Below are 24,044 nucleotides of genomic sequence, written 5' to 3'. Positions count from 1 at the left end.
AGCTTGCGCTATTGAGGAGGTATATAGATGAAGCAATATGATGTATTAGAAATAGATTTAATAGGATGCGATCCCGGAAATGACTGGGTGCATGTAAATGTTTTAGCGGAATTTGTACTGAATGGAAAGCATTATACCAGAAAAGGTTTCTATGCCGGAAAGGGAAGATACAAAGTGCGGTTTATGCCGGAAGAGCCGGGTATTCTGCACTATAATGTGAGCGGGATTGTGCAGGCGGCTGGAGAAAAACAGGTAGAACCGGCATCCGATGGCAGGCACGGGATGGTAAAGGCTGAAGGAACTGTTTTCCGATACCAGGACGGGACAAAATACCTGCCTTTTGGTACCACTGTGTATGCTTTGCTGCACCAGGAACATCAGGTAGTGGAACAAACTATGGAGACCATGAAGGGTTCACCATTTAACAAGATCCGCTTCTGCGTATTCCCCAAACACTATGCATTTAATGATAACGAACCAAAGCTCTTTGCATTCGAGAAAAATGAAGAGGGCAGCTGGGATGTGAACCGTCCATGCATGGAATTCTGGGAAGAACTGGAGCTGCGCATTTCACAGTTTGATGAAATGGGGGTACAGGTAGATTTAATTTTATTCCATCCCTATGATCACTGGGGGTTTATGCATCTTAATCGGGAAGAATGCCTTACTTATCTGGAATATGTGATACGAAGGATTTCAACATATCCAAACGTATGGTGGTCACTGGCTAATGAATACGAACAGATGACAGATTTTACAAAGGAACGCTGGGAAGAAATGGCGGCCTTTTTAGGAAGAAATGATGGGGGCGGGCATTTGTTAAGCAACCACAATTTTGTACATCCGTGGGATTTTTCCAATACGGATACCACCCATGTCTGCTTGCAGAATGCGGATGCCCCCAAAATACCGGCACTGTTCCGGAAATTTGGTAAACCGGTTATCTATGATGAACTTGGCTATGAAGGAAATATTCCCTACAGCTGGGGAAATCTGTCTGCGTTTGAAATGGTGAACCGTTTCTGGAAGATCGTCTGCTATGGGGGATATGCCACTCATGGGGAGACTTATATGGACGAGATGAATGATGATCAATGTCTATGGTGGAGTAAGGGCGGAATCCTAAAAGGGCATAGTATGGAGCGGATAGGCTTCTTAAGAAAATTGACGGAGTCATTTCCGGGAACGCCGGTTTTATTTAAGCCGGAAGACAGTCTGCAAATAGAGAACCGGGCGCAGTTAAAACAAATGCTGGAACAGAATATACCCGGCGTCAGTGATAATCCTGTATATATCTGCATGTCGAACATGACAGATGAAGAATTCACCCATATGCTGGAGTTCTTCACAGATCCGGTTATTCATGTGGGGAAAGAGGTGTATCTGAAGTACTTTGGAGACATGTGTACGATTTATGGTAAAATGCAATTACCGGAAGAACATCTTTATACCGTGGAGATCATCGATGTATGGGAGATGACTAGGACAGTTGCAGCTGAACATGTGAATGGTATTTTTGAAGTGAAACTTCCGGGAAAACCGGGGATTGCCATACTGGCGGCAAGGGAGACTGGGGAATAGTAAAGGGATTGCTATGCAATATTAATATGTTTTCTAACATGAGAAATAAAGCCGGGTATCAATATGATACTTGGCTTATTTCGATTAAGTGCGGATAGAACGCGTTGAAAATTCATACCTGCCATCTGCATGCTGTCAGAAGCAATTTTAAAACACATTCCATTGTACGTTCTGTATTAAAAAATTATCCTTGGATTTTACATGCAACTTCCTTTAAAATTCTATGGCAAAAGTTTTAATAATCATCTAGAATAGCACTACAAAGTACACATCGATGTATCATGTTAAAGGAGGATTATATGAAAAGGAAATTAGTAACATTAGTTATGGCATCAGTAATTATTACAGTTACTGCATTGGCAGGTTGTGGAAATGACAATGGTGGTAATACGGGAACAGTTAAGACGACGGAGGTTACAGATAAGGGAAAAGACACTGAGAAAACGGATAGACCAGATACTGAAAATGAAGAAGAAGTAACATTGACAGTAGGATATCCTACCAGTTTTGTACCGGATGCTTTTGAGGTAGTGGCAGAGATGGCGAAAGAGCAGAGGGGGATAACAATAGTGGCTCAGCCGTATTCCGATGCAGATGAGACAACCCTGCGTTCGCTGCTGGCCAGCGGTGAGGCACCCGATTTGATATTTTATAATTCTGGAAGTCTTATGAAGCGTTTGAATCCCTCGGAATATTTCGTTGATATAAGTACCTATGAAAACCTGATGAATCGAATCGAGGATACTTTTAAGAGTTCTGTGACAGTAGATAAAGCAGTATATGGAATACCTCAGTCTGCATCAATGGGTGGAGGGGTTCTTTACAACAAAGAAATGTATAAGAAATACGGATTGAAAGTGCCGAAAACATGGGATGAGTTCCTACAGAATTGTGAAGTACTAAAAGAAGCAAAAGAAACTGCAGTGATAGGAACCTTTGGCTCTTCATGGACAAGCCAGCTGGTATTTTTGGCGGATTATTACAATATCACTGCTGAAGAACCGGATTTTTCAAAAGAATTTGAATCTGGAAAAGCGAAATATGCAACTACACCAATAGCAGTCCGCAGTTTTGAAAAATATGCAGATATTATTCCTTATTACAATGAAGATTATGCAGTGGCTACCTATGATGATGGATGTGTGATGCTGGCCGAAGGAGAAGGGTGTCATTATTTTATGCAAACACAGGCATTATCTAATATTTATTCATTATACGGTAAAGATGTGGTAGACAAGATTGGTTTTTTTGCGGTTCCTGGTGATGATGCAGATAAAAACGGAATGACTGTATGGCCTCCAAATGCAGTATATGTAAGCAAGGACAGTGACAAAATAGATGCAGCGGTAAAATTTCTGGAGTTTTACATATCTGATGAAGCCCTGGATGCATACAGTGAAATTCAGTTACCAACAGGTCCTTACAGCGTCGTTGGATATGCATCAAAAGGGGAAGCTTTTAAAGCGGTAGAAGAAGATATGCAGGTGTATTTTGACGAGGGGAGAACAGCGCTGGCGCAGGAATATGAAACACCAGTGAAGGGACCGGGATGTGAATCTATATGTGTTGAAGTAGCTAACGGACAAGTGACTGGTCAGGAAGCAGCTGTGAAATATGATAAGGATTGTTATAAACAAGCTGTACAGCTGGGACTGGATTGGAGTGAATAGCAAAAGGATATGGGCTGTGTGTCTTGAATAATAAGGCTCACAGCCTGTTTTAAAGCAGAAAGGAATTGAGCATGAAACAGGAAAAAATGTATTCACATAAATTTTTACTGCCGGCAATGATTGTATTTGGGGTGTTCTTTATGATTCCAACTGTTATATCTATTTACTATAGTATGACGGTTTGGAACTTTGACACGGCTACATTTTGTGGATTTGATAATTATAAAATGTTTTTTGATGATTCATCTTTATCGATAGGAATTAAAAACACACTTATTTATTCTATTCTAACGAGTGGTACAAAAGTTTTGCTGGCATTTGTTATCGCTTTATTTTTAACAGGAAGATTAAAGAGCAAGACATATATTCGATCTGCTGTGTTTTTTCCGAATCTTGTTAGTACTATTGCAGTTGGGATTACGTTTAGCAGCTTGATGCATCCAACAAAAGGTATGATTAATAAAATAATAGAGTTGTTTGGATTAGCTGGCGTGAATTGGCTGGGAAATGCGGATATTGCATTATATTCTGTTGTTTTAGTGGATATATGGAAAGGGTTGAGTGTTGCAGTAATTATATATATTGCTGGAATACAGTCAATCGATCGTACCTATTATGAAGCTGCTGAGATTGATGGAGCCAATAAATGGCAGAAGATGAGGTATATCACCGTACCGTTATCTGCAAGTGCCAGAAATTCTGTAATAATTCTATCGTTTATTGGGGGAATTCGAAGTTTTGATCTGATATGGTCTATGACAGGTGGTGGTCCTGGATTTGCAACAGATACGTTAGCGTCAATAGTATACAAACAGTATGTCAGTGGTTTTTATGGACTTTCAACAGCAGGCAATGTGATTATGCTAGTGCTGATTATCGTATTGGCAGTACCGCTGCAGAGCTATTTATACCGTAAGGAGGCACAATTATGAAAAAGTATAAGATATGCTGGTTAAAAGAAGGTATCGGATGTTTCATGGCAACGTTTATTTTTGTCCTCCCCTTTCTCTTTATGCTGTTTAATTCTCTAAAAAGCAGACCTGAAGCTAACAGATTGAGTTTCTCTCTGCCGACGGAACTGCATTTTCAGAATTATATTGAAGTGTTCACAAATAACAATTACCAAATTGTTATGGCATTTAAGAACAGTGCAATTTTAACACTGGGAGCAGTGACTTTACTCATTTTCTTTTGCTCGATGGCAGGCTACGTGATACAAAGAAGAAGAAGCGGCATGACTAAAATAGCTAATCTGATGGTTATGATTGGTTTAATGCTGCCGCCATCCATCTTACCAACGATTTGGCTGCTTAAAATATTTCATATCTACAAGACAATGTTTGCAATGATTTTGATTGAAACTTCGCTATTAATTCCGTTTACAATAATGCTGTATCGTGGTTTTGTGGGAACAATTCCGGTCGAACTTGAAGAGGCTGCTTATATAGATGGATGTTCATCATGGAAAGTGTTTTTTAGAATTATTTTCCCGCTGCTTAAGCCTGTTACGGCAACAGTGATTATTTTAAATGCCGTAACAGTATTTAATGATTTTACAAATCCGTTATATTTTCTTCCGGGTTATGAAAATTCGACGGTTCAGTTAACCTTATTTAATTATAAAGGAACTTTCCAGAGCTCATACAATTTATTGTTTGCTGATATCATTATAATTATAGTTCCTATGCTTATTTTGTTTCTGATTTTTAATAGAAGAATTGTAGAAGGAATGGTGGCAGGTTCCGTAAAAGGATGATTGCAGGCAGCTGAATCTTCCGATATACTTAGGTTAAATTAGGAGGTTATGATATGAAATATAGCCGGAAGGTATTTTTCCTCTTTGCAGCAATGGGAATTATTATTGCAGTGATATCATTTAGTTTTTACTATAACCATAAAATTCAAGTATATGAAAAGGAAGAACAGGCGGTACTAAAAAAGCAGGCGGAACAGATTGGTAACAAGATGAATACGGCGGTGGAACAGATGGAATTTGCAATAAGCTTTATTTTATCTGATATAGATGTTCTTAACGGCATGAAGATACTAGTATCTGAAAATAAACGTCCTGAAGAGAAATATGATGTGGCAGAAGCCATTAGAAGTATACGCATTAATTTGGGGGCGTGGTATCTTAATCGTAATTTTTCTAATGTAATTGTATTCAACAAAGATGGGACAGCTATAACGAAATCAGGTAAACTGAATGAAGAATTTGTGAAATCTGAATTAAAGGAACAAAATTATCAGGAGATGACTGAACATAAGAAACAGGGCAGGATAATTCGTTCGGTTCATCCAAGTAATTGGGATGACAGTAATAAACATGTCATATCCATGGTACAGGAAGTCAAAGGATATCAAGGTACTTATATTGAGGTAGAATATGACATTACAAAGTTGGAACTGCCAGATGACATAAGTTATATTATTCACGATAGTCAGGGGAATCCCCTGATTGATAATATTCAAAACAGCAATGATCAGGAAATTATTAATAGTTTTTCATCATCTTTGACAGGAATCAAAGCGTCTGTTCTTGCTGATGGTAAGATACTTAAATCAAAGGCACGTATGGCATCGTATCCGGATGTAATTATTATCCTGGTATTTATTATCGTTATTCTGATTTTTGTTCAGCTTTCAACCCGTTATTTAACGAAACCAATTATTGAGATATCGGATTTAATTGAAAAGAAGGATATTGAAAATCTCAGAGACCCTTTTGTTTTTCATTCAAATATTAAAGAAGTTGAATCTCTCGGAAAATCATTTGATCATCTGCTGAAGCGGCTGGATCATTCACTGGAACTTGAAAATAGGGCAGTGAAGCTGCAGATGCAGGCTCAATTTGATGCGTTGCAGGCGGGTGTTAATCCGCACTTTATTTTCAATGTGTTAAATATTATAGCAAACCGGGGAATGAAAGCGAATGATGACATGATTTGCCGCATCTGCAGCAAGCTTGGTGCCATTTTACGCTATTCCACTAATACGCGGGAACGGGAAGCCCCTGTAAGTGAGGAAATACAGTATCTCAAAAATTATTTCTTTCTGATACGTGAGAGGTTTAAAGAAGATTTTACTTATGAATTTATGATTGACAAAGATATGGAAAATATGATGATCCCCAAACTTGGATTACAGCAACTCGCTGAAAACAGCATTAAACATGGTTTTGGCGGATCTAAGATGAATGTTGTGGTTAGGGGCGAAAAGTTAACAGATGGTTGGTTATTAGCTATTCAGGATGATGGCTGTGGATTTCAAGAAGAGAAATTAAAGAATGTTAGAATGAAAATCGAAGAAGCTCGTAATGAACTGTTATGCAGCCAGCCTGGGTTTGAAATTGGAGGAATGGGAATTGTAAATACTTATCTGCGCTTTTTTCTGATATATGGAGAAAGATTGAGTTTTAATATAGAAAATAATGACATCGGTGCATTAGTGACTGTGAAGATATGCCAGGAGGATAAATAATGTATAGAGTAATACTAGTGGATGATGAGGTTGCAGCAATCGAATATATCCAAGGGATTATTGAGTCAAAATGCACAGGCTTTGAAGTAGTGGGAACAGCGAAAAGCGGAGAAAAGTGCCTTGAAGTTTTTGAGCGTTCGGGAGCAGATGTGATAATTACCGATATTAAGATGGCTGGTATAGGTGGAATGGAGCTAATTGAAGAGATAAGAAGAAGAAATCGGGATATTCAGCTCATTATTGTAAGTGGCTACTCAGAATTTGAATACGCAAAGAAAGCGATTACCAATCAGGTTTTTGAATATATCTTAAAGCCCGTGGATCCGGAAGAATTTACAAATATTATGGTAAGGCTTTTTCAAATGTTGGAAAATCTGGAACTCAGCGAGAAGAAACAGCTGTTCAAGGACTTATGTCAGGGAATCGCAGTGGAAAAAGAAAAACTTAAGAGATTTTTTGGAAATGAAGAATATTATGCATTTCTGTTGCGAAGAAATCATTTGCCTGCTCAGTTTCGGGATAATAAAAATGCGGAAGTAGTGACTAATATCTATGGTTCATACTTTCTATATGCCAGGGATGAGGAGGAAGCATTTTATCTGTTACCAAAGAGCTGCTTGAATTCAAAAAGAGAACTGAAATTAATAATAAAGAAGTGCAGCGAGAAATTTTATCAGGAACAGGGATTTTTAACAATTGTTGAAATTCCAAGAGCTTTCGGTATCGATATGATGACGACATTAATTGGTGAAGTTTATAAGACACTGCAACAATGTTTAATCTGTGGAATCAGTCAAAATATTGTTCTTAGAGAACAACAAGAACCGGTTGATATTAATGAGGAAGAGCAGGACAGAATACAGAAGATTGTATTTTATTTAAGTAAAAAACAATATATTAAAGCAAAAGCAGAGCTTAAAATACTGTGTTTAAGTTTTGAAAAACGTCGAGTTGTGCAAGTACAGGTAGAAACTGCGATCAAAAAAATTTGCCGCTGTAGTTATTATAACAATGATAGTGAATATCTCCTGAATGAGATATTGTATCATTCTTTAAGTATAGAGGAGTTATTTCAAAATATCTGTGATTTTCTGTTTAAAGAAGAGAAAGAAGGAGGAAAATTGGATACACCTGAGTATTTCGAATCTGTTTGCCGTTTTGTGGAGAGTCACTTGGCAGAGCATGTTTCATTACATTCAATTGTAAATGAATTCCATGTGTCACAAAGTCATTTGAGTTATATTTTTAGAAAATATGCCAATCAGTCGTTTAATATGTATCTAACATCAAAAAGAATTGAAAAAGCAAAACAGATTCTCATGAGAGACCCGGATATTCTAATTAAAGATGTAGCTCTAATGGTAGGTTTTCGTGATCAATTTTATTTTAGCAGAGTTTTTAAAATGTATACAAATGTGAGGCCAACAGAGTATGGGAGCAAGAATGATGGATAAAAAGTTAGAATGGAAAGAAGCAATGTGGCTGGGGATACCAATGAGTGAGAAACGCAGATGGAATATTCTGCATGGAGATTTGAATGGACGTTATGCATATTATCGATGTGTAGTTGAGAGTGGAGAAATCGATAAAGCGGTAATTAATATAACCGCTAATTCCAGATACCGCTTGTGGGTCAATAGTCATTCAGTATTATCTGGTCCCTGTAAAGGAGATCGTAACCGACAGTATTATGAAACTGTGGATATTACCAGATATATGAAGACCGGTAAAAATATTCTGGCAGTTCAGGTGCTATTTTGTGATCCTAATGCAGTATCACACCAATATCAGGAACGTGCTCCTATATTTGCAGTATCATCGCTGCCAGCAGGGCATTTACTGGCAGTAGAGGGGAAGGTTTACGGTAAAGGAAAAGATGTAGATCTGACGACGGGAAAAGCACCCTGGCGGGTATATCTAGATGGTAGTTTTTATTTGATATCAGATGAAATAACAATGAATCTGGGGGCTGTTTTAGAAAATATTGATTTTAGAAAACACCCTTTAGGATGGAAGACGGAGCAGTATGATAGCAAAGGATGGGCAGAACCGCTTAGATGGGGGCTGGTAAAAGCGGATGGGTTGATGGAAAAGGTGGGTCTTTATGGTGCTTTCAGAATACAGGAGCGTGAGATACCGTTGCTTTATGAAGAACAGCAGTTGTTTACAGAAAAATGCAATCCGGAGCTTCTGGTACGAGAAAAATGCATGTTGATAAAGCCTGATAGCTGTCAGAAAATAATTCTTGATGCAGAGAAGCATACGAATGCCTATCTTAAATTTCAGTTTTCAAAGGGAACCGGAGCAAAAGTTCGTATTACATATAGTGAGAAATATAGTGCAGCAGGAAGTGAAATAAAAAGGACAGATTATAAGAACGGAGAACTCCGGGGAGAAACGCACCAAATAATTTTGCCCGGTCAATTATTTACTTATGAGCCTTTTTGGGTGAAGACCTTTCGATTTATTTGTATCGAGGTTCAGACCGCTAAAGAAGAAGTACAGCTTTATCTTCCTCAGATGTATAGAACGGGATACCCGCTTATGATCGAATCTACTATTAAATCTTCGATAATCTGGATTGAAAGATTATGGGACATGTGTATTCGTACACTGCAAAATTGTATGATGGAAACCTATATGGACTGTCCCTTTTATGAACAAATGCAGTTTATTATGGATACCCGGTTACAGGCGCTGTTTACCTACTCGGTGAGCAGTGATGTGAGACTGGTAAAGAAAGCGCTCAAGGATTTCCATTATTCAATGATTCCGGATGGATTAATTCAAGGGAAATATCCAAGTGCATTTCCACAAATTATTTCGACATTTTCCTTACATTTTATTTATATGCTGGAAGAATATTATCTACATACAAAAGATATAACAGAGTTACTGCGTTACCGGGTTGATGTTGATTCTATTTTATCGTACTACGAGCTGCATATGGGGAAAGAAGGATTAGTGGAACATCTTGGTTACTGGCAATTTGTTGACTGGCAGGAAGCCTGGAGAGATAATATGGGGGTTCCAACGGCTGCATTAACCGGACCATCAACGATTATCAATCTGATGTATGCGTACGCATTAAAATGTGGTGCCCGCATTAACGAAATTACCGGAAGATATGGTATGGCAGAAGAATACACACGGCGGCAACAGAATGTATTGATCCAAGTTCAGAAGTTGTGCTGGGATGAAAAGAATGGTTTATATAAAGAAGGTCCAGATACTGACGAATATAGCCAGCATGCACAGGCTTGGGCCATTTTGAATAGAATGGTTACCAAAAAAGAAGGAAGTATTATACTGAAGAAAACACTTGATTATCCAAATATTCTTCCGTGTTCTTTTTCTACCTCTTATGAATTATTCAGGGCATTTGAGTGGGTTGGAGACTATTATCTAACGCAGGGATTTATGGAGAAATGGAAACGCCTGATTGAGTGGGATTGTACAACTTGCCCGGAAGAGCCTGAAAACGGACGAAGTGAATGCCATGCATGGAGCGCCTTACCACTTTTTGAATTTAGCAGAAGTATTGCAGGTATCAAGATGGGAAGTCCAGGGTGGGAGACTGTTTTGATCCAGCCAAATCTCGACTATGCAGATGATATAGCAGGTAGTGTAGTAACTCCAAGGGGCAATATAAATTTTGACTTCTGCAAGTGCGAAGGAAGGTATAGGGTAAATATACCAAAAGGGTTAACTGGAGAATTCATTATGCCGGATGGATGCCGAAAACCAATTGGAGAAGGAGTCACAGTTCTTGAGTGTGTTTGAAAATTGCTTTCTGACAGATGTGCGTCACAGTTTGTGGTAGATTTGTCCCGGATGAAGGGCGCGTAGCGGGCTACGCAACCTGAATTCGGGGCAAATATGCCGCAAAGTGGGGTGTGCAGATGGCAGGAATGAATTTTAAAACTACTACAACGCACATTTCTTTAATGAATAATCCCTTAGCTTTTGATATAATAAAGAGGGGTGATATAAAGTTGAATCCTACAAAGTTTGATCCTGTTGCATGAAAAAATGATGTTCTGATGAAGAGAATTCTAAGCAGTTTGAATTTATGTTTGAAACGTATCTTCATAACTATGATTGTGCTTTTCGCTGGAAACGTCAATATTGAAGAAAAAGTATGCTATTTACAGGGTGTTTTACCTATTTACATGCACTAATAGTTGTCAAATGAAGGATGCACAGAAAGAGCTGACATACTTTTGATTATAATATCTATACACAAAATGCAAAACATAGTACAATAAAAGAGTATTAGAGAAAATATAGTTTACAGGAAATGTGTGTTTTAGAAAGGGAAGTAAATGTCAGAAAACAATTTATTTTTACTTAAACATGAAAATGAAATAGTTGCATCTTTGCATATGGATTTATTGGATGGTTCTATCCGTAAGGTTAAAATAGAAAATGGAGAGTTGCTGCCACCAGGGGGCAATCTTTCAACAGAGGAATTAAGGCGTTGGTGGATACGCAGGGCGGTACCACAGCTTCGTGGAAATATCAAAAAAGTACTGGAAGAATCAGGTACAATCAATACACAAAGTTTACTGCTTCAAAATCTTGGAATCAGTTTGTCAGACCATTACTGGATATGTCCTGTCGATTATAGTTTATCATGGGAACAGATAAATCCATATGAGAATGATTTCCGGGATACCATAGGCGAGATACAGTTTCGCCCTTCCAGCCAATTTGATTATAATGGTTCGTCATTTGTTCCGGGAGCATCGTTGCAAGGGGAGTTGAAGAAAAAATGGGTAATTGGTGATGACGGGGACAGATATTTGATAAAAGGAAATTATGGCTTGTCTTTCCAGCAGAGCATCAATGAAGTAATAGCAACAAGGATTCATGAAAAACAGAATAAAATGTCCTATACAACATATGATCTTATTCAAATAGAATTAGACGAAGAACAGGCACTTGGCTGCGTGTGCAGAAATTTTGCCAATAAAAATGTTGAGTTTATACCGGCATATGATGTGGTTTCAAGCGTTAAGAAAAGAAATGACCTTTCGGAGTATGAATCTTTTATAGCCATATGTGGTATAAATGGACTTGATATGGATTATGTTCGTAACTTCCTGGAATATCAAATACTGACTGATTTCATGATAACGAACACAGACCGGCATTTTAATAACTTTGGTGTTCTTCGTGATGTAAATACCTTAAAGTATATAGAAATGGCACCAATTTTTGACAGTGGCAACAGTATGTTGTGGAATCGTCGTTTTCTGCCCGAAAAAGAAAAAATAAAATCAAGTCTGTTTTCAGTTCCGGTGACTTCCTTTAAAAAAAGTGAACCAGAGCTTCTAAAGTATATAAGGGATTTCAGGGCAGTTGATTTGTCGAAGGTTCCATCTGACCGGTTGATTATAGATCTTTTAGAAAAAGATAACATGGAAAGCAAAAGAATGGAAAATTTGCTGAACTGGTTTCATGCCAAAGTCGATGTAATTCAAGAATTGCAATTAGGAAAGAAACTTGAAAATGTAGCAGAAAGAAATTATATAAAGAAACCAAGGCTTTCAAAATAAAAATAGCTTGCTTTCTACAAATATACAGTGCATTAGCAACTGTAGTTAATATATATGACTCATAGCCCAGACACCATATCTGGGCTATATTTAACAATATTATAAAAGGTAACAGTAAAGTAAGCTTGCAGCTACTGATATCCATACGACAACCAACGGATCAGCTGCAGACAATAGACTTTATATTGATGCGAGTGGACCAAAAGGAATAGGAATATGTATTAATATTATTGTGCAGGGAACAGCAAGTGTTACCATTAACAGCAACATAATTGTTCTGATCAGCCGTATTTTTAAATCAGGCACGCCTGTAGTTGAACCTAATATGTTAAATGAATTCAATAAAAATATTATTGGCATTTAACATGTTTATTAAATACTATAATTTTGAACTATAATTATCAGAGAAATAAAAAATATGAAAAAGAGGAAAGATAAAATGAAACCAGATATAGAAGTGATTTTTGAGTTTTGTAATAAAAATGCAAAGATTTGTAATGGATACAGACCCTCACATCTAATAAAAGAAAATTATTTAACAACAGGAGTGCATCATTATAATAGTGAATGTTCAACTAAGTTGGACAAGGTTTCTGGAACAATTACTTTCATATCTCCAGAAGAATATCCGCATACAATGTGGTTAGGTAAAAGAATTCAGATGTATGAAGGTAGTAGATGTATTGGCTATGCTGAAGTTACAAAAATATTAAATCTTCTTTTATTAAAGAATTGAGAAGTTCAGGATTTAGCAGGACTAGGACTGCTTTTTCTGCCCTTATGACTTCAATATTTTTACCTTGACGTCTCCAGTATCTGACCATATTGTCTGCAGGGGTCTGGCGGGATCAGGGTTTATGCTTGGAAGTATTGTAGGGAGCTGTATCTACAGGTATTCGTTATCAAACGAATGCTAAGAGTGTTTTATATGGTATTACGTTAAGGTCCGAAAGATCACGCCATGGAGCAAAACATTAAATATGTTCCAGATAAGGATAGAAAGTCTGTGGGGCTGACAATTAGAAGTGCTGCTTCAGCGGCGGGAAAGAAGATAAAGGAATTTAGATCAAAGCATCATAAAATGTACAGTTGACAACTTAACTTAAATAGAGTAATGAATGATTTCTTAAATAGATACCAGTAAGATAGACAACCATCAGTGCTGATATCAAGAAAGACAAATAGTGAATGCGTTGAATAGCTGCAATTATGGGTGTGTTTTAGATAATCAGGTATGATTTCAACCTGGGGCCTTACTAATAATAGGTGAGGCACAGGTTTATACTAGCAAATATAATTCGTATGATGGCAAATGATAGTGAATTTATCTTTTAGCATAATAATTTACAAGTATACATATACCATGTGCATGGGATTTGGTTGTAACGCAGCCGGTATCATCGGCTGACGTATTATCGATTCGCCCAGTGAACGTTTCATAGCAATGATCACCAATAATTTTGTCCCCTGCAATGGAAGACTGCCCATTTTAATATCCGTTATTTCGATGTTTTTTGTAGGAAAGGTTACAGGTGTATTTTCGTCGCTGTTATCGGCAGTCATTTTAGCCGGTATGATTGTACTTGGCATACTGATGACTCTTGTGGTATCCAAGTTATTATCTAAGACAATATTAAAAGGAATGCCTTCCTCATTTACACTGGAGCTGCCGCCTTACCGGAGGCCTCAGATCGGAAAGGTAATTGTGCGTTCGATTTTTGACCGGACACTCTTTGTCTTAGCCCGTGCAGTTGTGGTAGCGGCACCGGCCGGGCTGATTATCTGGCTGATGGCAAATCTGTCAATTGGTGATATGACGGTTCTGACCCATTGCACCAGAGCACTGGATCCTTTTGCAAAACTACTGGGAATGGACGGTGTAATATTGATTGCTTTCATTCTGGGGCTGCCGGCAAATGAAATTGTAATACCGATCATGATCATGACATATATGGCACAGTGAAGTCTGATGGAAATAAATGACCTGGATGTACTGAAGCAGCTTCTTGTACAGAACGGATGTGGGGTTCTGAAAGGTGAGGGGGTGTGAATTAATGTGGAACTAATGGGAAGGGATGTCTAAAAAAAGGGAGTCCCGCTAAATAATGTGTCCACACTTATGGGTACATTATATATTGAGTTGGAATACTTTTTCAAAGTTTCAACCCCTAGGGGGGCTTGAAGGCGCTGAATAGGTCATGTTATCATACGAGAGAATTAAAAAAATGGAGGATTACAGATGAAAAAGAAATGCAAAAAAATTGCAGCCATTCTGGCATGTGCGGCATTGACCATGGCGGTATTAGCCGGATGTGGGAAGAGCACTGCATCACTGGAAACTACGTCTCAGCAACAGAAAGACGAAGAAAAAAGTACAGGTGAGGCACCAGCAAGTGAGTCTGAAAATGAGTCAGTAAGTGAGTCAGCAAGTGATGAAGCAAGTGAGTCAGCAACAAGTGGGCAGCCGGCAAGCGAGGCAGCACAAAGCAGTGCTGGTACAGACAGTTTAGTTGTGGCGATGACAAAGGATCAGAGCACGATTACCCCTTTTACGTATATTAATGGAACACCGGGATTTGATGTCATGAGATTTATGTATGACAGTCTCTTTACAATCAATCAGGAGAATGAAGCAGTACCCTGGATGGTGGATGATTCCTACGAAGTAAGTGAAGATTATAAAACCTATAAGGTAACGCTTTTGGAAGGGCAGAAGTGGCATGATGGAAAACCTGTTACAGCAGATGATGTGAAGTTTACCTTTGAATATGTGCTGACGCAGACACTGGGAAGATGGATTACGATTGCATCCCAGGTGGAATCCATAGAAGTGAATGGGAATGATATAACATTTACTTTATCTGATCCGAATCCTGATTTTATCCGCTCAGGGCTGGCTGATATGCGAATTGTTGCCAAACATATGTATGAAGGGGTAACCGATGGCACTACTGTGGAGAACATGGGAAGCGGTGCTTATAAAATGTCTGAATATAAGCCGGAACAGTATTATACACTGGAAACCCAGGAAGATTATTTTAAAGGAACGCCAAAAGTAAAGACCATTCAGATGCCTGTTATTGCAGATGGCGCTGCGAGGCAGCAGTCTCTGATTTCTGGTGAAATAGCGGCATATACAGGAAGTATTACGCCTGAAATGATTGATACCTATGAAGCGGCAGAAAACATTAAATTGATTGAAACAGAAGGTTATGCGTCTACCCTCCTTTTATTTAATTGTGAAAGAGCGCCATTTAACGAAGCTAATTTCAGAAAAGCACTTACATATGCGGTAAATTTGGACGAAATTATAGACCAGGTATGTCTGGGCAGAGCGCAGAAAGGAACAGCGGGATATATAAAGAGTGGTCTGAAAGAGTATACAGAAGGACTGGACTATGAATTCAATGTTACGAAAGCAGAACAGATGCTGGATGAACTGGGGTATACTGAAAAAGACAGTGATGGAATGCGTCTTACAAAAGAAGGTGAGAAGATGGATCTGGAACTGCTTGTGCAGTCCGGTAATACGCTTCGCATGCGTACGGCTGAGCTTCTGGCAGCGCAGCTTGCCAAGGCAGGAGTCAGAGTGACCGTGAACGCTATGGAATCTCAGACCGTGGATGAAAAGGTATGGCCGGAATTCGATGTATCAAAGGGCCGTGATTATGACATGGCTATGTGGGGCTGGTCAGCGCCTGTTATTCAGAAAGCAGGCAGTATTCTCACCTCCTGTTACAGCGATTTTGTAGAGGGAGGAGATAATCTGGGAGGATATAAGAGTGAGGCTTTTGATACTCTGGCGGCACAATATCTAAAGAGTGCGGATGTAAATGAAAGACTGAATCTTTCACATGAAATGCAGAAACTGGCGGCTGAGGAAGCTCCCTTTGTAACGCTCTTCTTTGAAGATACAATCAGTGCTGTAAATACATCCTTATATGATGGATGGGTATCGGCAAAAGGAACCTATGCGTTTCATACATTCTCTTTCCTGCCCCAGGAAAAATAACAAATGCAAATAAAGATACACAATGGCATTGGACTGCTGTTGTGTATTTTTCACACAGGAGAAAATATTGAAATATCGTATAACACATTACATAGTTTTACTGTCGGCAGTGGTCATATTGAACTTTTTTCTGCCAAGGATGCTGCCGGGGTCACCCATCGCTCAGCTGGCGGGTGAAGAAGTGGGCAGTATGACACAGAGCGAAAGAGATCGGATCCTATCAGCCTATGACTTGGATAAGCCGCTGACAGTGCAGTTTTTTACCTATATCAGGAATATTGTTACACTGGATTGGGGGATTTCTTTCTCAAAAAAGCAACCGATCACTGATTTATTGAAGGCAGCAATCCCCTGGACACTTCTGCTGGTTGGCTGTAACTTGATTCTCTCTACCATTTTGGGAACATTTTTAGGTGCACTATCTGCCGTTTTGAGGAAGAAGAAGAAAGACATGAAGCTGATGCTTTTGGTGATATTGTGCAGTTCCCTTCCTGCTTTCTGGATAGGTATGATTTTCATTTCCGTTTTTAGTGTAGGCCTTGGGTGGTTTCCTGTCTATGGCGCCTATTCTATGTTTAGCGGACTGGAAGGGTGGGCATATGCCAAAGATGTTTTTGGACACCTGGTTCTTCCGGTTACGACAATGACTATCGTTTCCATTTCGGTCTTTTTCACCACGTCAAGATATAGCGTTTTGGAGACGATTCATCAGGATTATGTATTTATGGCAAAGGTAAGGGGAATTCCCAAAAAAAGAGTGCGTTTTTGCTATATGATGAGAAATGCACTGATTCCGGTATTTACCGTTTTTATGATGGAGCTTGGGAGCGTTTTAAGCGGTTCCGTTGTGATCGAGAGTGTCTTTGCATATCCGGGCCTTGGCAATCTTCTGTATAATGCTGTTTTGTCCAGGGATTATCCGCTGATGCAGTATGGTTTTCTGGTTTCCTCATTTATGGTAATTGCAGCCTCTTTGCTGACGGATATTTTATATTCCAGAATTGATCCCAGGATGGTAGATGAAGATGAAAAATAGAAAATTATTTATAACAGGCATAGTTATTGTGGTATTTTTCCTGCTTCTGGCAGTGTTTGCTCCGGTGCTGGCACCTCATGAGCCGGATGAAATAGTCGGACAATCCTTTCAGGCACCCAATGGAGATCATCTGCTGGGGACAAATGATATTGGACAGGATGTATTGACGGAGCTGCTTTATGGAGCAAGATATTCCATTGCTATCGGATTTCTGGCTATGGCTATTTCTGTGGTGATTGCCTTGACTATTGGAATTATATCAGGATGGTGCGGGGGCTGGCTGGATAGTATTCTGATGAAAATCACGACTTTTTTTCTGACTATTCCTTACCTGCCCCTGGTGATACTTCTTGCAGCTTTATTAAAAGGCGGATTGATTACCACTGCCCTCATTTTGGGAGTCACATCCTGGGCGGAAATGGCTAAGGTAGTGCGTTCCCAGGTTTTGAAGATCAAGAAGCAGGAATATATCCAGACCATTCAGGCAATGGGGGCAAAAGATGGATATGTTTTGACCAGACACATTTTGCCGGAACTTTTATCCTTTATTGCTTACCATATGATCATTCGGTTCAAATCTTCCATATTGGCAGAGTCATCATTAAGCTTTCTGGGACTTGGGTCTGCAGTTGTAAAAAGCTGGGGTTCTATGCTGTATTATGCACAGGCTAAAAACGCTTTTCTGACAGCTAGCTGGAGGTGGCTTGTACTTCCACCGGGATTCATGATTGTAGCTCTGATCTTTAGCCTGATGCTGATTGGATATAGTATAGAGGGAAAAGTAAATCCCGGAAGGGAGGCTTAGTATGGAACAAACAATATTAGAAGCAAAAAATCTTACGGTTGGTTACGTCAGCAACGCCAGACCAGCAGTGTCAGGGCTTGATTTTACGCTTGGGGAAGGTGAAACATTGTGCCTGCATGGACAGTCAGGATGTGGTAAAAGCTCTGTTGTATGGGCAGTTATGGGGATGATGGAGGCTTTAGGGGGGTATGTACAGGGAAGTCTGCGTTATAGAGATAATGAACTGATCGGTTTATCGGAGAAAGAATATGATAGTATCCGTTGGAAAGAAATTGCGCTGGTACCCCAGTCTTCCATGTCATCCTTTAATCCAGTGTATAGAATTGGAAAAACTTTGGATGAAATGCTGTGTCTTCAAAATCAGATAAAGGAAAAAAATGAGCGCAGGGATATCTGCATGGAATTAATGGAACTTGTCCGGCTTTCACCCAATATACTGGATTCATATCCCCATGAACTGAGCGGGGGTATGCGCCAGAGAGCGGCAATTGCTTTAGCCATACTTTTACATCCCCGGATCTTGATTCTGGATGAGGCAACTACAGGACTGGATGTACTTGTAGAAGCGGATATTTTATGGATGCTGAAAAAGCTGAGGATGCAAAAAAATATGTCCATGCTGTTTATCAGCCATGACACAAGGATTGCCAATGCTTTCTGTGACAGGAGGATTGAATTTTGAATATGGTACTGGAAGTGAAGGATGTTTCTAAGACTTATAAAGTAAGACAGAGAAGTAAGAAAAAGGAAACGAAAGCGGTGAGGGGCGTTTCTTTCGATTTGCCTGAGGGAGAACGGCTGGGAATTATCGGAGCCAGTGGATGTGGGAAGAGCACACTTTTAAAATTGGTTCTGCAAAGCCTGAAGCCCGATGGGGGAGTTATCAGAAGAAACGGAAGGGTGGGCTTTGTATCCCAGGATCCATACAGTTCACTCTGTAAAAGGCTGCCTGTGGAAAACTGTATTGGAGAGCCCCTGCTGTTTACCGGACAGGCAAAGAATATGGAACAATGCAAAACGGCAGTTTGGCAAGTAATGAACGATGTACATCTGGATTACGAAACTTATGCAAAGAGACATCCCCATCAATTAAGCGGTGGAGAGCGTCAGAGAGTATGTATCGCAAGGGCACTTATTTTACAGCCGGATGTTCTGATTCTCGATGAACCAACATCCATGCTGGATTATCAGGTAAAGGCAAGCCTGGGAGAAACCATATATTCTGTCTCAGCAGAGAGAAAAATGGCAATTTTGCTGGTCACGCATGATATTGAATTTGCCCGTAATCTGTGCGACAGAATATTGGTGATGAAATCCGGTGAAATCATTGAGTCCGGCAACACAGAGGCTATCTGGAAGAATCCAGGAAATGCATATACAAAAAAACTCTTTTTTGCGGCAACAGACCTGGAGAGCTATTGGCAGTTAAAAGACAGAATGCCAAGCCTGACACTGGATGAGTCATTATAAAATCCATGGTCTGCATGTTCATGAATATAGGATTCTATAATGGGAAGCCATGTTTCTGATGCTTCTGGTATAGACATGTAATACCCGGTCAGCCGTAGTATGGCTTCGCTAATTGGCTCTCTGTGATTCCAGGAGCATACGACGTGAGTAAGTTCAGGGTTATATCCCATGGTACGCAGCAGGTTTAGAGGATAGGTGATATGATTGCTGCCACTGTGAGAAAGGGAATGACCCAGAAGCCGGTGGTTAAGGGAGTCCGCTGATGGGGCGTCAGGATTGGGCATGGGATCAATTCCAATGTAAATACAGAAACGGCTGCATACAGAAATCATTTTAAGCAGTGCATCCGGGTGATATAGTCCTGGCGCAAGGCTTGCCAGAACGATGTCAAACTTACGGGAACCAAAATCATAGGAACCGAAATCACCCTTTAATATATCGAAATTATTCTGGTCTTGAGAATGCATTTTTTGACGAAGAATGCGGTTCATGGAGTCTGAGATGTCCATGGCAGTTACATGGCTGCAGAACCTGGAGAGGGGAAGCGTGTAGGAACCGGTGCCGCTGCCGATATCAAGAACATTGTATTCGTGATTTAAGAGGCCCTTTGAAGAGAGCAGATCCAGTACGGCAGTGACACGCCTGGTACTGCTGCCCATGGTTTGGTCGTAATATTTGGCGGAAGCGTTCCAGCAGATGCTTTCATCTGTGAAGGTTTTTCGAAAGAGGGATTGTTTTGCCGCATCTTTCCAAAGGGATATCCAATGTGCAGAAGAAGTATTCATGGTTTATAAAGTCCTTTTTATGTTTTACAAAATTATAGCATGTGAATGGAAATAAAATGAAGCCCCTGGTGGGGATAAGTTTAAAACATGAAGCGTTTCAAACTTTCTATCGGTGCAATACCGAAGACTTGTCTGCGGTATGCAGGGGTATAAAAATGGAGGTAATATAAATGGGTAACAGGATATTATTATTAGGAGTATATGGAATGGAAATGGTTGAATGCGGCGGCGTCCTCTGCAAAAACGCGAAGAATGGAGGCGTTTCCCACGCAAGTATTATGTTCGCAGGGGAGAAGATGAGGGAAGGACTTGAAAAGGCTTCTGAAATTTTAAATACAAGTATAGAATATCTGGGTATGGATTCCGGTGAATTAAGTGGTACACTGGAAGAAAAGCTGCAAATCGTAAAAGTGATCCGTTCTTTTAGGCCTGACATCATAATCACTCAGGATCCGGAGCATTGCGTAAGTGACCTGGATCCGGGCAGGAGGCCGGCAATGACCGTACTGCTGGAAGGAATTGCACTTGCCGGAAGAGCATATGCACTTGATAAACTGCCGGGATTGGAGCCTTGCAGATGCAATAATATTTATTACATGACACCGGAAAATCCAAACTGCCTTGTAGATATTTTTGATGTCTGGGATGAAAAATGCCAGGCGATGGATTCTCTGGAGTCTCAGATTCTGTTTATCGGCGAGCTGACCAGTGAAGAAAAAAAGGCACAGTATGCAAAATTCATACCAGGGCTTAATGAGCTGCAGTCACCATTGGAGCAGGGGACACAGATGAAGCGTCTTATGGATACGGCTTATCATCTCTACCAGGGGTCTACGGGACATAATGATGTGTTTTTATCAGAATGTTACAGAAAAGAAGGGATGTTTGTATTAGAGGAGCTGTTTTGAGAGAATAGACAGTTATATATTTATGTTACCGTCAGCTATGGCTGGCGGTTTTAAACTTAATAATGTTCGCAACCAAAATACATGATAATTAGTTAAAGCCAGCAGAGTATCATAATAAAATCCTAAACTCGTAAAAAAGTTCTAAATCATTAAAGTACATAACCCTGGAATTCTGTGGATCTTGGTCCAAAGCTGGATTTGCCTGAACTTTTCGTAGATGCAATTCAAGGTGTTGACCTGAAGGTTTTGTCAGCCATGCATCATGCTTATAATGTCACGGGGGGATGTGTTAGATGAATCAACAGTTTCAGGAGTATATATGGCGGGTGGAACGGAGACACCGCTTGTATATACCCAGGATGAAGCGGGATTTCATATCACATTGCCAGAGACGCAGGATTCTATTGGAGCCTGCTGGAGCGTATGGTGTGCTGGATCAGGATGCCAGTGCTTTGGGGGCATTAGCCCGTCTTCTTGGTGACGTGGATCTGAACGGCATCGTTGATACTCAGGATGCAGCAGAACTGCTGGAGTACAATGCAGAATTAAAAGAGCTGAGCCGGGAACAGGCAGAAGTAGGAGATGTAAACCGGGATGCCGCAACTGACAGCAGTGACGCATCGGCAATCCCTCAGTACTCGGGGCTTTTTTCAATTTTCATACTTTTTAACCAGCCGAATCAACAAATCCATAGCTGGTGTAACCCACTTATTCTTATGATAAGCACAAACAGCAGTAATCTCAGGAGTTTCCATGGACGTTATGACCTCCTGCAGGATTCCCTGCTTTAATTCCGTTGCAACCGCAAAACGGGGAAGGCAGGCAATGCCAAGATTGCTCTGTATACACCGTTTGATTGCCTCTAAGCTGCCAATCTCCATTTCACCATTGAGAACAATGTCCATAACAGACAGATAGTGAACAAAACGTTTGTGATAAATGCTGTTTTTATCCACGGTCAGCAGACAGCTTTTCTTGCGCTGGTGCCTGTCTGTAAAATTCAGTTCATCTCCGGTAAGCATGGGGCTTGCAACAAGAACAAGAGGATAAGAGGTTAAGCGCTCTATCACAGCAAAAGAACCATAGCCATCTACATCATAATGAATGCCCATATCAACCCCGCCACTTAATACCTGCTCCCGAATCAAATAACAATTCGATAGCTGCAAAGAAAGTCTGACGTTAGGTGCTTGCTGCCGAAACTGCTCTATAACAGGCTGCATTTTATAATTTAATAGAGTTTCAGGAAGTGCAACATTTAGATTTCCTGTTAATTCGCGATCCTTTCTTCCGTAATTCTCCATCTGCTCAACTGCTTCCAGTACAGTGTCCACATAGGGAAGTAACTCCTTGCCCGCCTGTGTTAAAACCATTCTGCGTCCGATTTTGTCAAATAACTTGACAGACAACTCTTGTTCCAAAATCTGTATCTGCAAAGTAACCGTCGATTGGGCATAGTTAAGCTGCTCGGCTGCTTTTTGAAAGCTTCCGGCTTCTAAAATGGTGCGTAATGTTTGCAGATATTTAAGTTCCATAAAAAGTCCTCCGGGTATATAGTTCAGAATTATCGAATTTAATATTTTGTTATTTCTATTTTACTGAATTGTTTCTAGCTGATATTATAATATAGATAGATAAAAAGGTCAAGGAGGAGGTTACTGCCGCTCCAGACAGTGTCAGCTTACGAAATGAGAAAGGATAGAAGATGATTACAGCAGAAGAGCTTGTAAATCAAGCTATAAATCTGGGATATGACAAATGTGGAATTATCCCTTTGGATGCATTAAGCGGATACACAGAGAAATTGACAAAGCGAATTCTCAGGTTTCCAGAGACAACGGGCAGATATCAAAAGCTTTTTCAGCTGGCGAATCCAAAAGAAAGTTTTCCTTGGGCAAAAGCGGTAGTCGTTTGTTCTTTTTATTATGGTAAATACCGGATTCCGCAAAATTTGCAAGGATATATTGCCAGATATTATTTGACGGACAGCAGAAAAAATACATTGACGGAGGGGTATCAGACAAGTGTGGACTTTGAGCATTTTTTATGCAGCCAGGGCTTTCAAATTGCATTTGATCGTGATTTTGGCATTGTTCCGCTGAGATGGGCGGCAGTGGAAGCAGGACTTGGCATCTTCCGTAAGAACAACTTCTTTTACACCGAAAAAGGTTCCTGGCAACATATAGAAGCCTTTTTAATTGACCAGCCATTGGTTTATCGAAACACCCACAGCCTGCGCCCTTGCTCAGACGCCTGTACACTTTGTGCCACAGCCTGTCCAACTGCATCTCTGTGTGCACCTTATGTAATGAACCGTAATACTTGTATATCTGATCTAACCACATGGAGTGGCTGGGATTTAGACAAAGAGCCTCTGAACAAAATGATGGGAGATTGGATCTACGGCTGTGATGCGTGTCAGGATGTATGTCCTTATAACAAGCATGCATGGACAGGAGAAAAAGAAAGTAAAAGCCTGGAAATGATTGCACCGGGGATTTCACTTATAAAGCTCGTAGAAGCTGAATATTCATGGCTGGAGGAAGTGTTAAATCCCCTTTTGTGGTATATTCCGAAGAATAAATGCTGGCGCTATAAAACAAATGCATTGAACGCAATGAGAAATAGTTGGAAGCCAGAATATATGGCCACTGTACGCAGGGCATGTCAAGACGAAAAAGCCCAGGTCAGACGAATGGCAAGGTGGGTCTCTAATCTAGTTTCATAAGGATGAAA

Annotated in this window: 18 protein-coding genes and 4 pseudogenes; 19 read left to right on the top strand and 3 right to left on the bottom strand. The window is 40.0% G+C overall.

The window, feature by feature from the left end; translation table 11 throughout:
- The first annotated feature begins 27 nt into the window (after nucleotides 1-27).
- From QR40_RS10075 to QR40_RS10045, 7 genes are all read left to right on the top strand, one after another.
- Entirely contained in the window at nucleotides 28-1,581 is a 1,554-nt protein-coding gene (locus tag QR40_RS10075) for a DUF5605 domain-containing protein (protein ID WP_052430786.1), read from the top strand.
- 299 nt (nucleotides 1,582-1,880) lie between these two features.
- On the top strand, nucleotides 1,881-3,251 hold the full coding sequence (locus QR40_RS10070) for an ABC transporter substrate-binding protein (RefSeq protein ID WP_044294738.1): 1,371 nt from the start codon (nucleotides 1,881-1,883) through the stop codon (nucleotides 3,249-3,251).
- Between the two features lie 71 nt (nucleotides 3,252-3,322).
- Nucleotides 3,323-4,183 carry a carbohydrate ABC transporter permease gene (locus QR40_RS10065; protein WP_027294475.1) on the top strand — a complete coding sequence of 287 codons (861 nt, stop codon included), beginning with the start codon at nucleotides 3,323-3,325 and terminating at the stop codon, nucleotides 4,181-4,183.
- On the top strand, nucleotides 4,180-5,007 hold the full coding sequence (locus QR40_RS10060; protein ID WP_141728679.1) for a carbohydrate ABC transporter permease: 828 nt from the start codon (nucleotides 4,180-4,182) through the stop codon (nucleotides 5,005-5,007). Before QR40_RS10065 ends, QR40_RS10060 begins: the two co-directional genes overlap by 4 nt.
- A 53-nt stretch (nucleotides 5,008-5,060) precedes the next feature.
- Nucleotides 5,061-6,731 (top strand): sensor histidine kinase, encoded by a 1,671-nt coding sequence (locus QR40_RS10055; protein WP_044294737.1) that lies wholly within the window; start codon nucleotides 5,061-5,063, stop codon nucleotides 6,729-6,731.
- Nucleotides 6,731-8,185 carry a response regulator transcription factor gene (locus tag QR40_RS10050; protein WP_044294736.1) on the top strand — a complete coding sequence of 485 codons (1,455 nt, stop codon included), beginning with the start codon at nucleotides 6,731-6,733 and terminating at the stop codon, nucleotides 8,183-8,185. Before QR40_RS10055 ends, QR40_RS10050 begins: the two co-directional genes overlap by 1 nt.
- Nucleotides 8,163-10,514 (top strand): alpha-L-rhamnosidase-related protein, encoded by a 2,352-nt coding sequence (locus QR40_RS10045; RefSeq protein ID WP_081998846.1) that lies wholly within the window; start codon nucleotides 8,163-8,165, stop codon nucleotides 10,512-10,514. The genes QR40_RS10050 and QR40_RS10045 overlap by 23 nt, the downstream gene beginning before the upstream one ends.
- Before the next feature lie 35 nt (nucleotides 10,515-10,549).
- Here QR40_RS10045 and QR40_RS33965 read toward each other — a convergent pair.
- A pseudogene (locus tag QR40_RS33965) lies at nucleotides 10,550-10,594 on the bottom strand (hypothetical protein); the annotation flags it as partial.
- On the opposite strand from QR40_RS33965, the pseudogene QR40_RS33630 reads away from it, so the two are divergent.
- The 9 genes and pseudogenes from QR40_RS33630 to QR40_RS10005 all read left to right on the top strand — a co-directional run.
- A pseudogene (locus QR40_RS33630) lies at nucleotides 10,589-10,759 on the top strand (DUF6783 domain-containing protein); the annotation flags it as partial. The pseudogenes QR40_RS33965 and QR40_RS33630 overlap by 6 nt on opposite strands.
- A 297-nt stretch (nucleotides 10,760-11,056) precedes the next feature.
- The gene (locus QR40_RS10040; RefSeq protein WP_044294734.1) at nucleotides 11,057-12,292 is read left to right on the top strand and encodes a HipA domain-containing protein; all 1,236 of its coding nucleotides are present in this window, start codon (nucleotides 11,057-11,059) and stop codon (nucleotides 12,290-12,292) included.
- A 439-nt stretch (nucleotides 12,293-12,731) separates the two neighbouring features.
- Complete coding sequence (locus QR40_RS10035) at nucleotides 12,732-13,028, top strand: hypothetical protein (protein WP_044294733.1); 297 nt, start codon at nucleotides 12,732-12,734, stop codon at nucleotides 13,026-13,028.
- A gap of 612 nt (nucleotides 13,029-13,640) precedes the next feature.
- Nucleotides 13,641-14,255: pseudogene (locus QR40_RS33125) on the top strand (ferrous iron transport protein B); the annotation flags it as partial.
- Nucleotides 14,256-14,531: 276 nt separating this feature from the next.
- Nucleotides 14,532-16,304 carry an ABC transporter substrate-binding protein gene (locus tag QR40_RS10025; RefSeq protein WP_052430785.1) on the top strand — a complete coding sequence of 591 codons (1,773 nt, stop codon included), beginning with the start codon at nucleotides 14,532-14,534 and terminating at the stop codon, nucleotides 16,302-16,304.
- 67 nt (nucleotides 16,305-16,371) lie between these two features.
- Nucleotides 16,372-17,340, top strand: coding sequence for an ABC transporter permease (locus tag QR40_RS10020; protein WP_044294730.1), 969 nt, complete (start codon nucleotides 16,372-16,374; stop codon nucleotides 17,338-17,340).
- Complete coding sequence (locus QR40_RS10015; protein WP_044294982.1) at nucleotides 17,330-18,145, top strand: ABC transporter permease; 816 nt, start codon at nucleotides 17,330-17,332, stop codon at nucleotides 18,143-18,145. The genes QR40_RS10020 and QR40_RS10015 overlap by 11 nt, the downstream gene beginning before the upstream one ends.
- Nucleotide 18,146: 1 nt before the next feature.
- Nucleotides 18,147-18,827, top strand: a complete 681-nt coding sequence (locus QR40_RS10010; RefSeq protein ID WP_044294729.1) for an ATP-binding cassette domain-containing protein — start codon at nucleotides 18,147-18,149, stop codon at nucleotides 18,825-18,827.
- A gap of 2 nt (nucleotides 18,828-18,829) precedes the next feature.
- Complete coding sequence (locus tag QR40_RS10005) at nucleotides 18,830-19,615, top strand: ABC transporter ATP-binding protein (RefSeq protein ID WP_044294980.1); 786 nt, start codon at nucleotides 18,830-18,832, stop codon at nucleotides 19,613-19,615.
- Here QR40_RS10005 and QR40_RS10000 read toward each other — a convergent pair.
- Nucleotides 19,561-20,400 carry a class I SAM-dependent methyltransferase gene (locus QR40_RS10000; protein WP_044294728.1) on the bottom strand — a complete coding sequence of 280 codons (840 nt, stop codon included), beginning with the start codon at nucleotides 20,398-20,400 and terminating at the stop codon, nucleotides 19,561-19,563. The two genes, QR40_RS10005 and QR40_RS10000, sit on opposite strands and share 55 nt — an antisense overlap.
- A 170-nt stretch (nucleotides 20,401-20,570) precedes the next feature.
- Here QR40_RS10000 and QR40_RS09995 point away from each other — a divergent pair, with 170 nt between their 5' ends.
- Entirely contained in the window at nucleotides 20,571-21,308 is a 738-nt protein-coding gene (locus QR40_RS09995; protein ID WP_044294727.1) for a PIG-L deacetylase family protein, read from the top strand.
- A gap of 293 nt (nucleotides 21,309-21,601) precedes the next feature.
- A pseudogene (locus QR40_RS32850) lies at nucleotides 21,602-21,931 on the top strand (dockerin type I domain-containing protein); the annotation flags it as partial.
- Nucleotides 21,932-21,958: 27 nt separating this feature from the next.
- Here QR40_RS32850 and QR40_RS09990 read toward each other — a convergent pair.
- Entirely contained in the window at nucleotides 21,959-22,843 is an 885-nt protein-coding gene (locus QR40_RS09990) for a LysR family transcriptional regulator (RefSeq protein WP_044294726.1), read from the bottom strand.
- Between the two features lie 170 nt (nucleotides 22,844-23,013).
- On the opposite strand from QR40_RS09990, the gene QR40_RS09985 reads away from it, so the two are divergent.
- Nucleotides 23,014-24,036, top strand: coding sequence for an epoxyqueuosine reductase (locus QR40_RS09985; RefSeq protein WP_044294725.1), 1,023 nt, complete (start codon nucleotides 23,014-23,016; stop codon nucleotides 24,034-24,036).
- Nucleotides 24,037-24,044 lie beyond the last annotated feature (8 nt).

The sequence above is a fragment of the Robinsoniella peoriensis genome (assembly GCF_000797495.1).
Lineage (GTDB): Bacteria > Bacillota > Clostridia > Lachnospirales > Lachnospiraceae > Robinsoniella > Robinsoniella peoriensis.
This window is presented reverse-complemented; position numbering and strand designations above follow the sequence as displayed.

What these genes read in the sequence shown, in the direction of transcription:
- QR40_RS10010 (WP_044294729.1), top strand. Translation starts at nt 18,147, where the DNA reads ATGGAACAAACAATATTAGAAGCAAAAAATCTTACGGTTGGTTACGTC.
- QR40_RS10065 (WP_027294475.1), top strand. Translation starts at nt 3,323, where the DNA reads ATGAAACAGGAAAAAATGTATTCACATAAATTTTTACTGCCGGCAATG.
- QR40_RS10070 (WP_044294738.1), top strand. Translation starts at nt 1,881, where the DNA reads ATGAAAAGGAAATTAGTAACATTAGTTATGGCATCAGTAATTATTACA.
- QR40_RS10035 (WP_044294733.1), top strand. Translation starts at nt 12,732, where the DNA reads ATGAAACCAGATATAGAAGTGATTTTTGAGTTTTGTAATAAAAATGCA.
- QR40_RS10025 (WP_052430785.1), top strand. Translation starts at nt 14,532, where the DNA reads ATGAAAAAGAAATGCAAAAAAATTGCAGCCATTCTGGCATGTGCGGCA.
- QR40_RS10060 (WP_141728679.1), top strand. Translation starts at nt 4,180, where the DNA reads ATGAAAAAGTATAAGATATGCTGGTTAAAAGAAGGTATCGGATGTTTC.
- QR40_RS09985 (WP_044294725.1), top strand. Translation starts at nt 23,014, where the DNA reads ATGATTACAGCAGAAGAGCTTGTAAATCAAGCTATAAATCTGGGATAT.
- QR40_RS09990 (WP_044294726.1), bottom strand. Translation starts at nt 22,843, where the DNA reads ATGGAACTTAAATATCTGCAAACATTACGCACCATTTTAGAAGCCGGA.
- QR40_RS10040 (WP_044294734.1), top strand. Translation starts at nt 11,057, where the DNA reads ATGTCAGAAAACAATTTATTTTTACTTAAACATGAAAATGAAATAGTT.
- QR40_RS10050 (WP_044294736.1), top strand. Translation starts at nt 6,731, where the DNA reads ATGTATAGAGTAATACTAGTGGATGATGAGGTTGCAGCAATCGAATAT.
- QR40_RS10015 (WP_044294982.1), top strand. Translation starts at nt 17,330, where the DNA reads ATGAAAAATAGAAAATTATTTATAACAGGCATAGTTATTGTGGTATTT.
- QR40_RS10005 (WP_044294980.1), top strand. Translation starts at nt 18,830, where the DNA reads ATGGTACTGGAAGTGAAGGATGTTTCTAAGACTTATAAAGTAAGACAG.
- QR40_RS10075 (WP_052430786.1), top strand. Translation starts at nt 28, where the DNA reads ATGAAGCAATATGATGTATTAGAAATAGATTTAATAGGATGCGATCCC.
- QR40_RS09995 (WP_044294727.1), top strand. Translation starts at nt 20,571, where the DNA reads ATGGGTAACAGGATATTATTATTAGGAGTATATGGAATGGAAATGGTT.
- QR40_RS10045 (WP_081998846.1), top strand. Translation starts at nt 8,163, where the DNA reads ATGGGAGCAAGAATGATGGATAAAAAGTTAGAATGGAAAGAAGCAATG.
- QR40_RS10000 (WP_044294728.1), bottom strand. Translation starts at nt 20,400, where the DNA reads ATGAATACTTCTTCTGCACATTGGATATCCCTTTGGAAAGATGCGGCA.
- QR40_RS10055 (WP_044294737.1), top strand. Translation starts at nt 5,061, where the DNA reads ATGAAATATAGCCGGAAGGTATTTTTCCTCTTTGCAGCAATGGGAATT.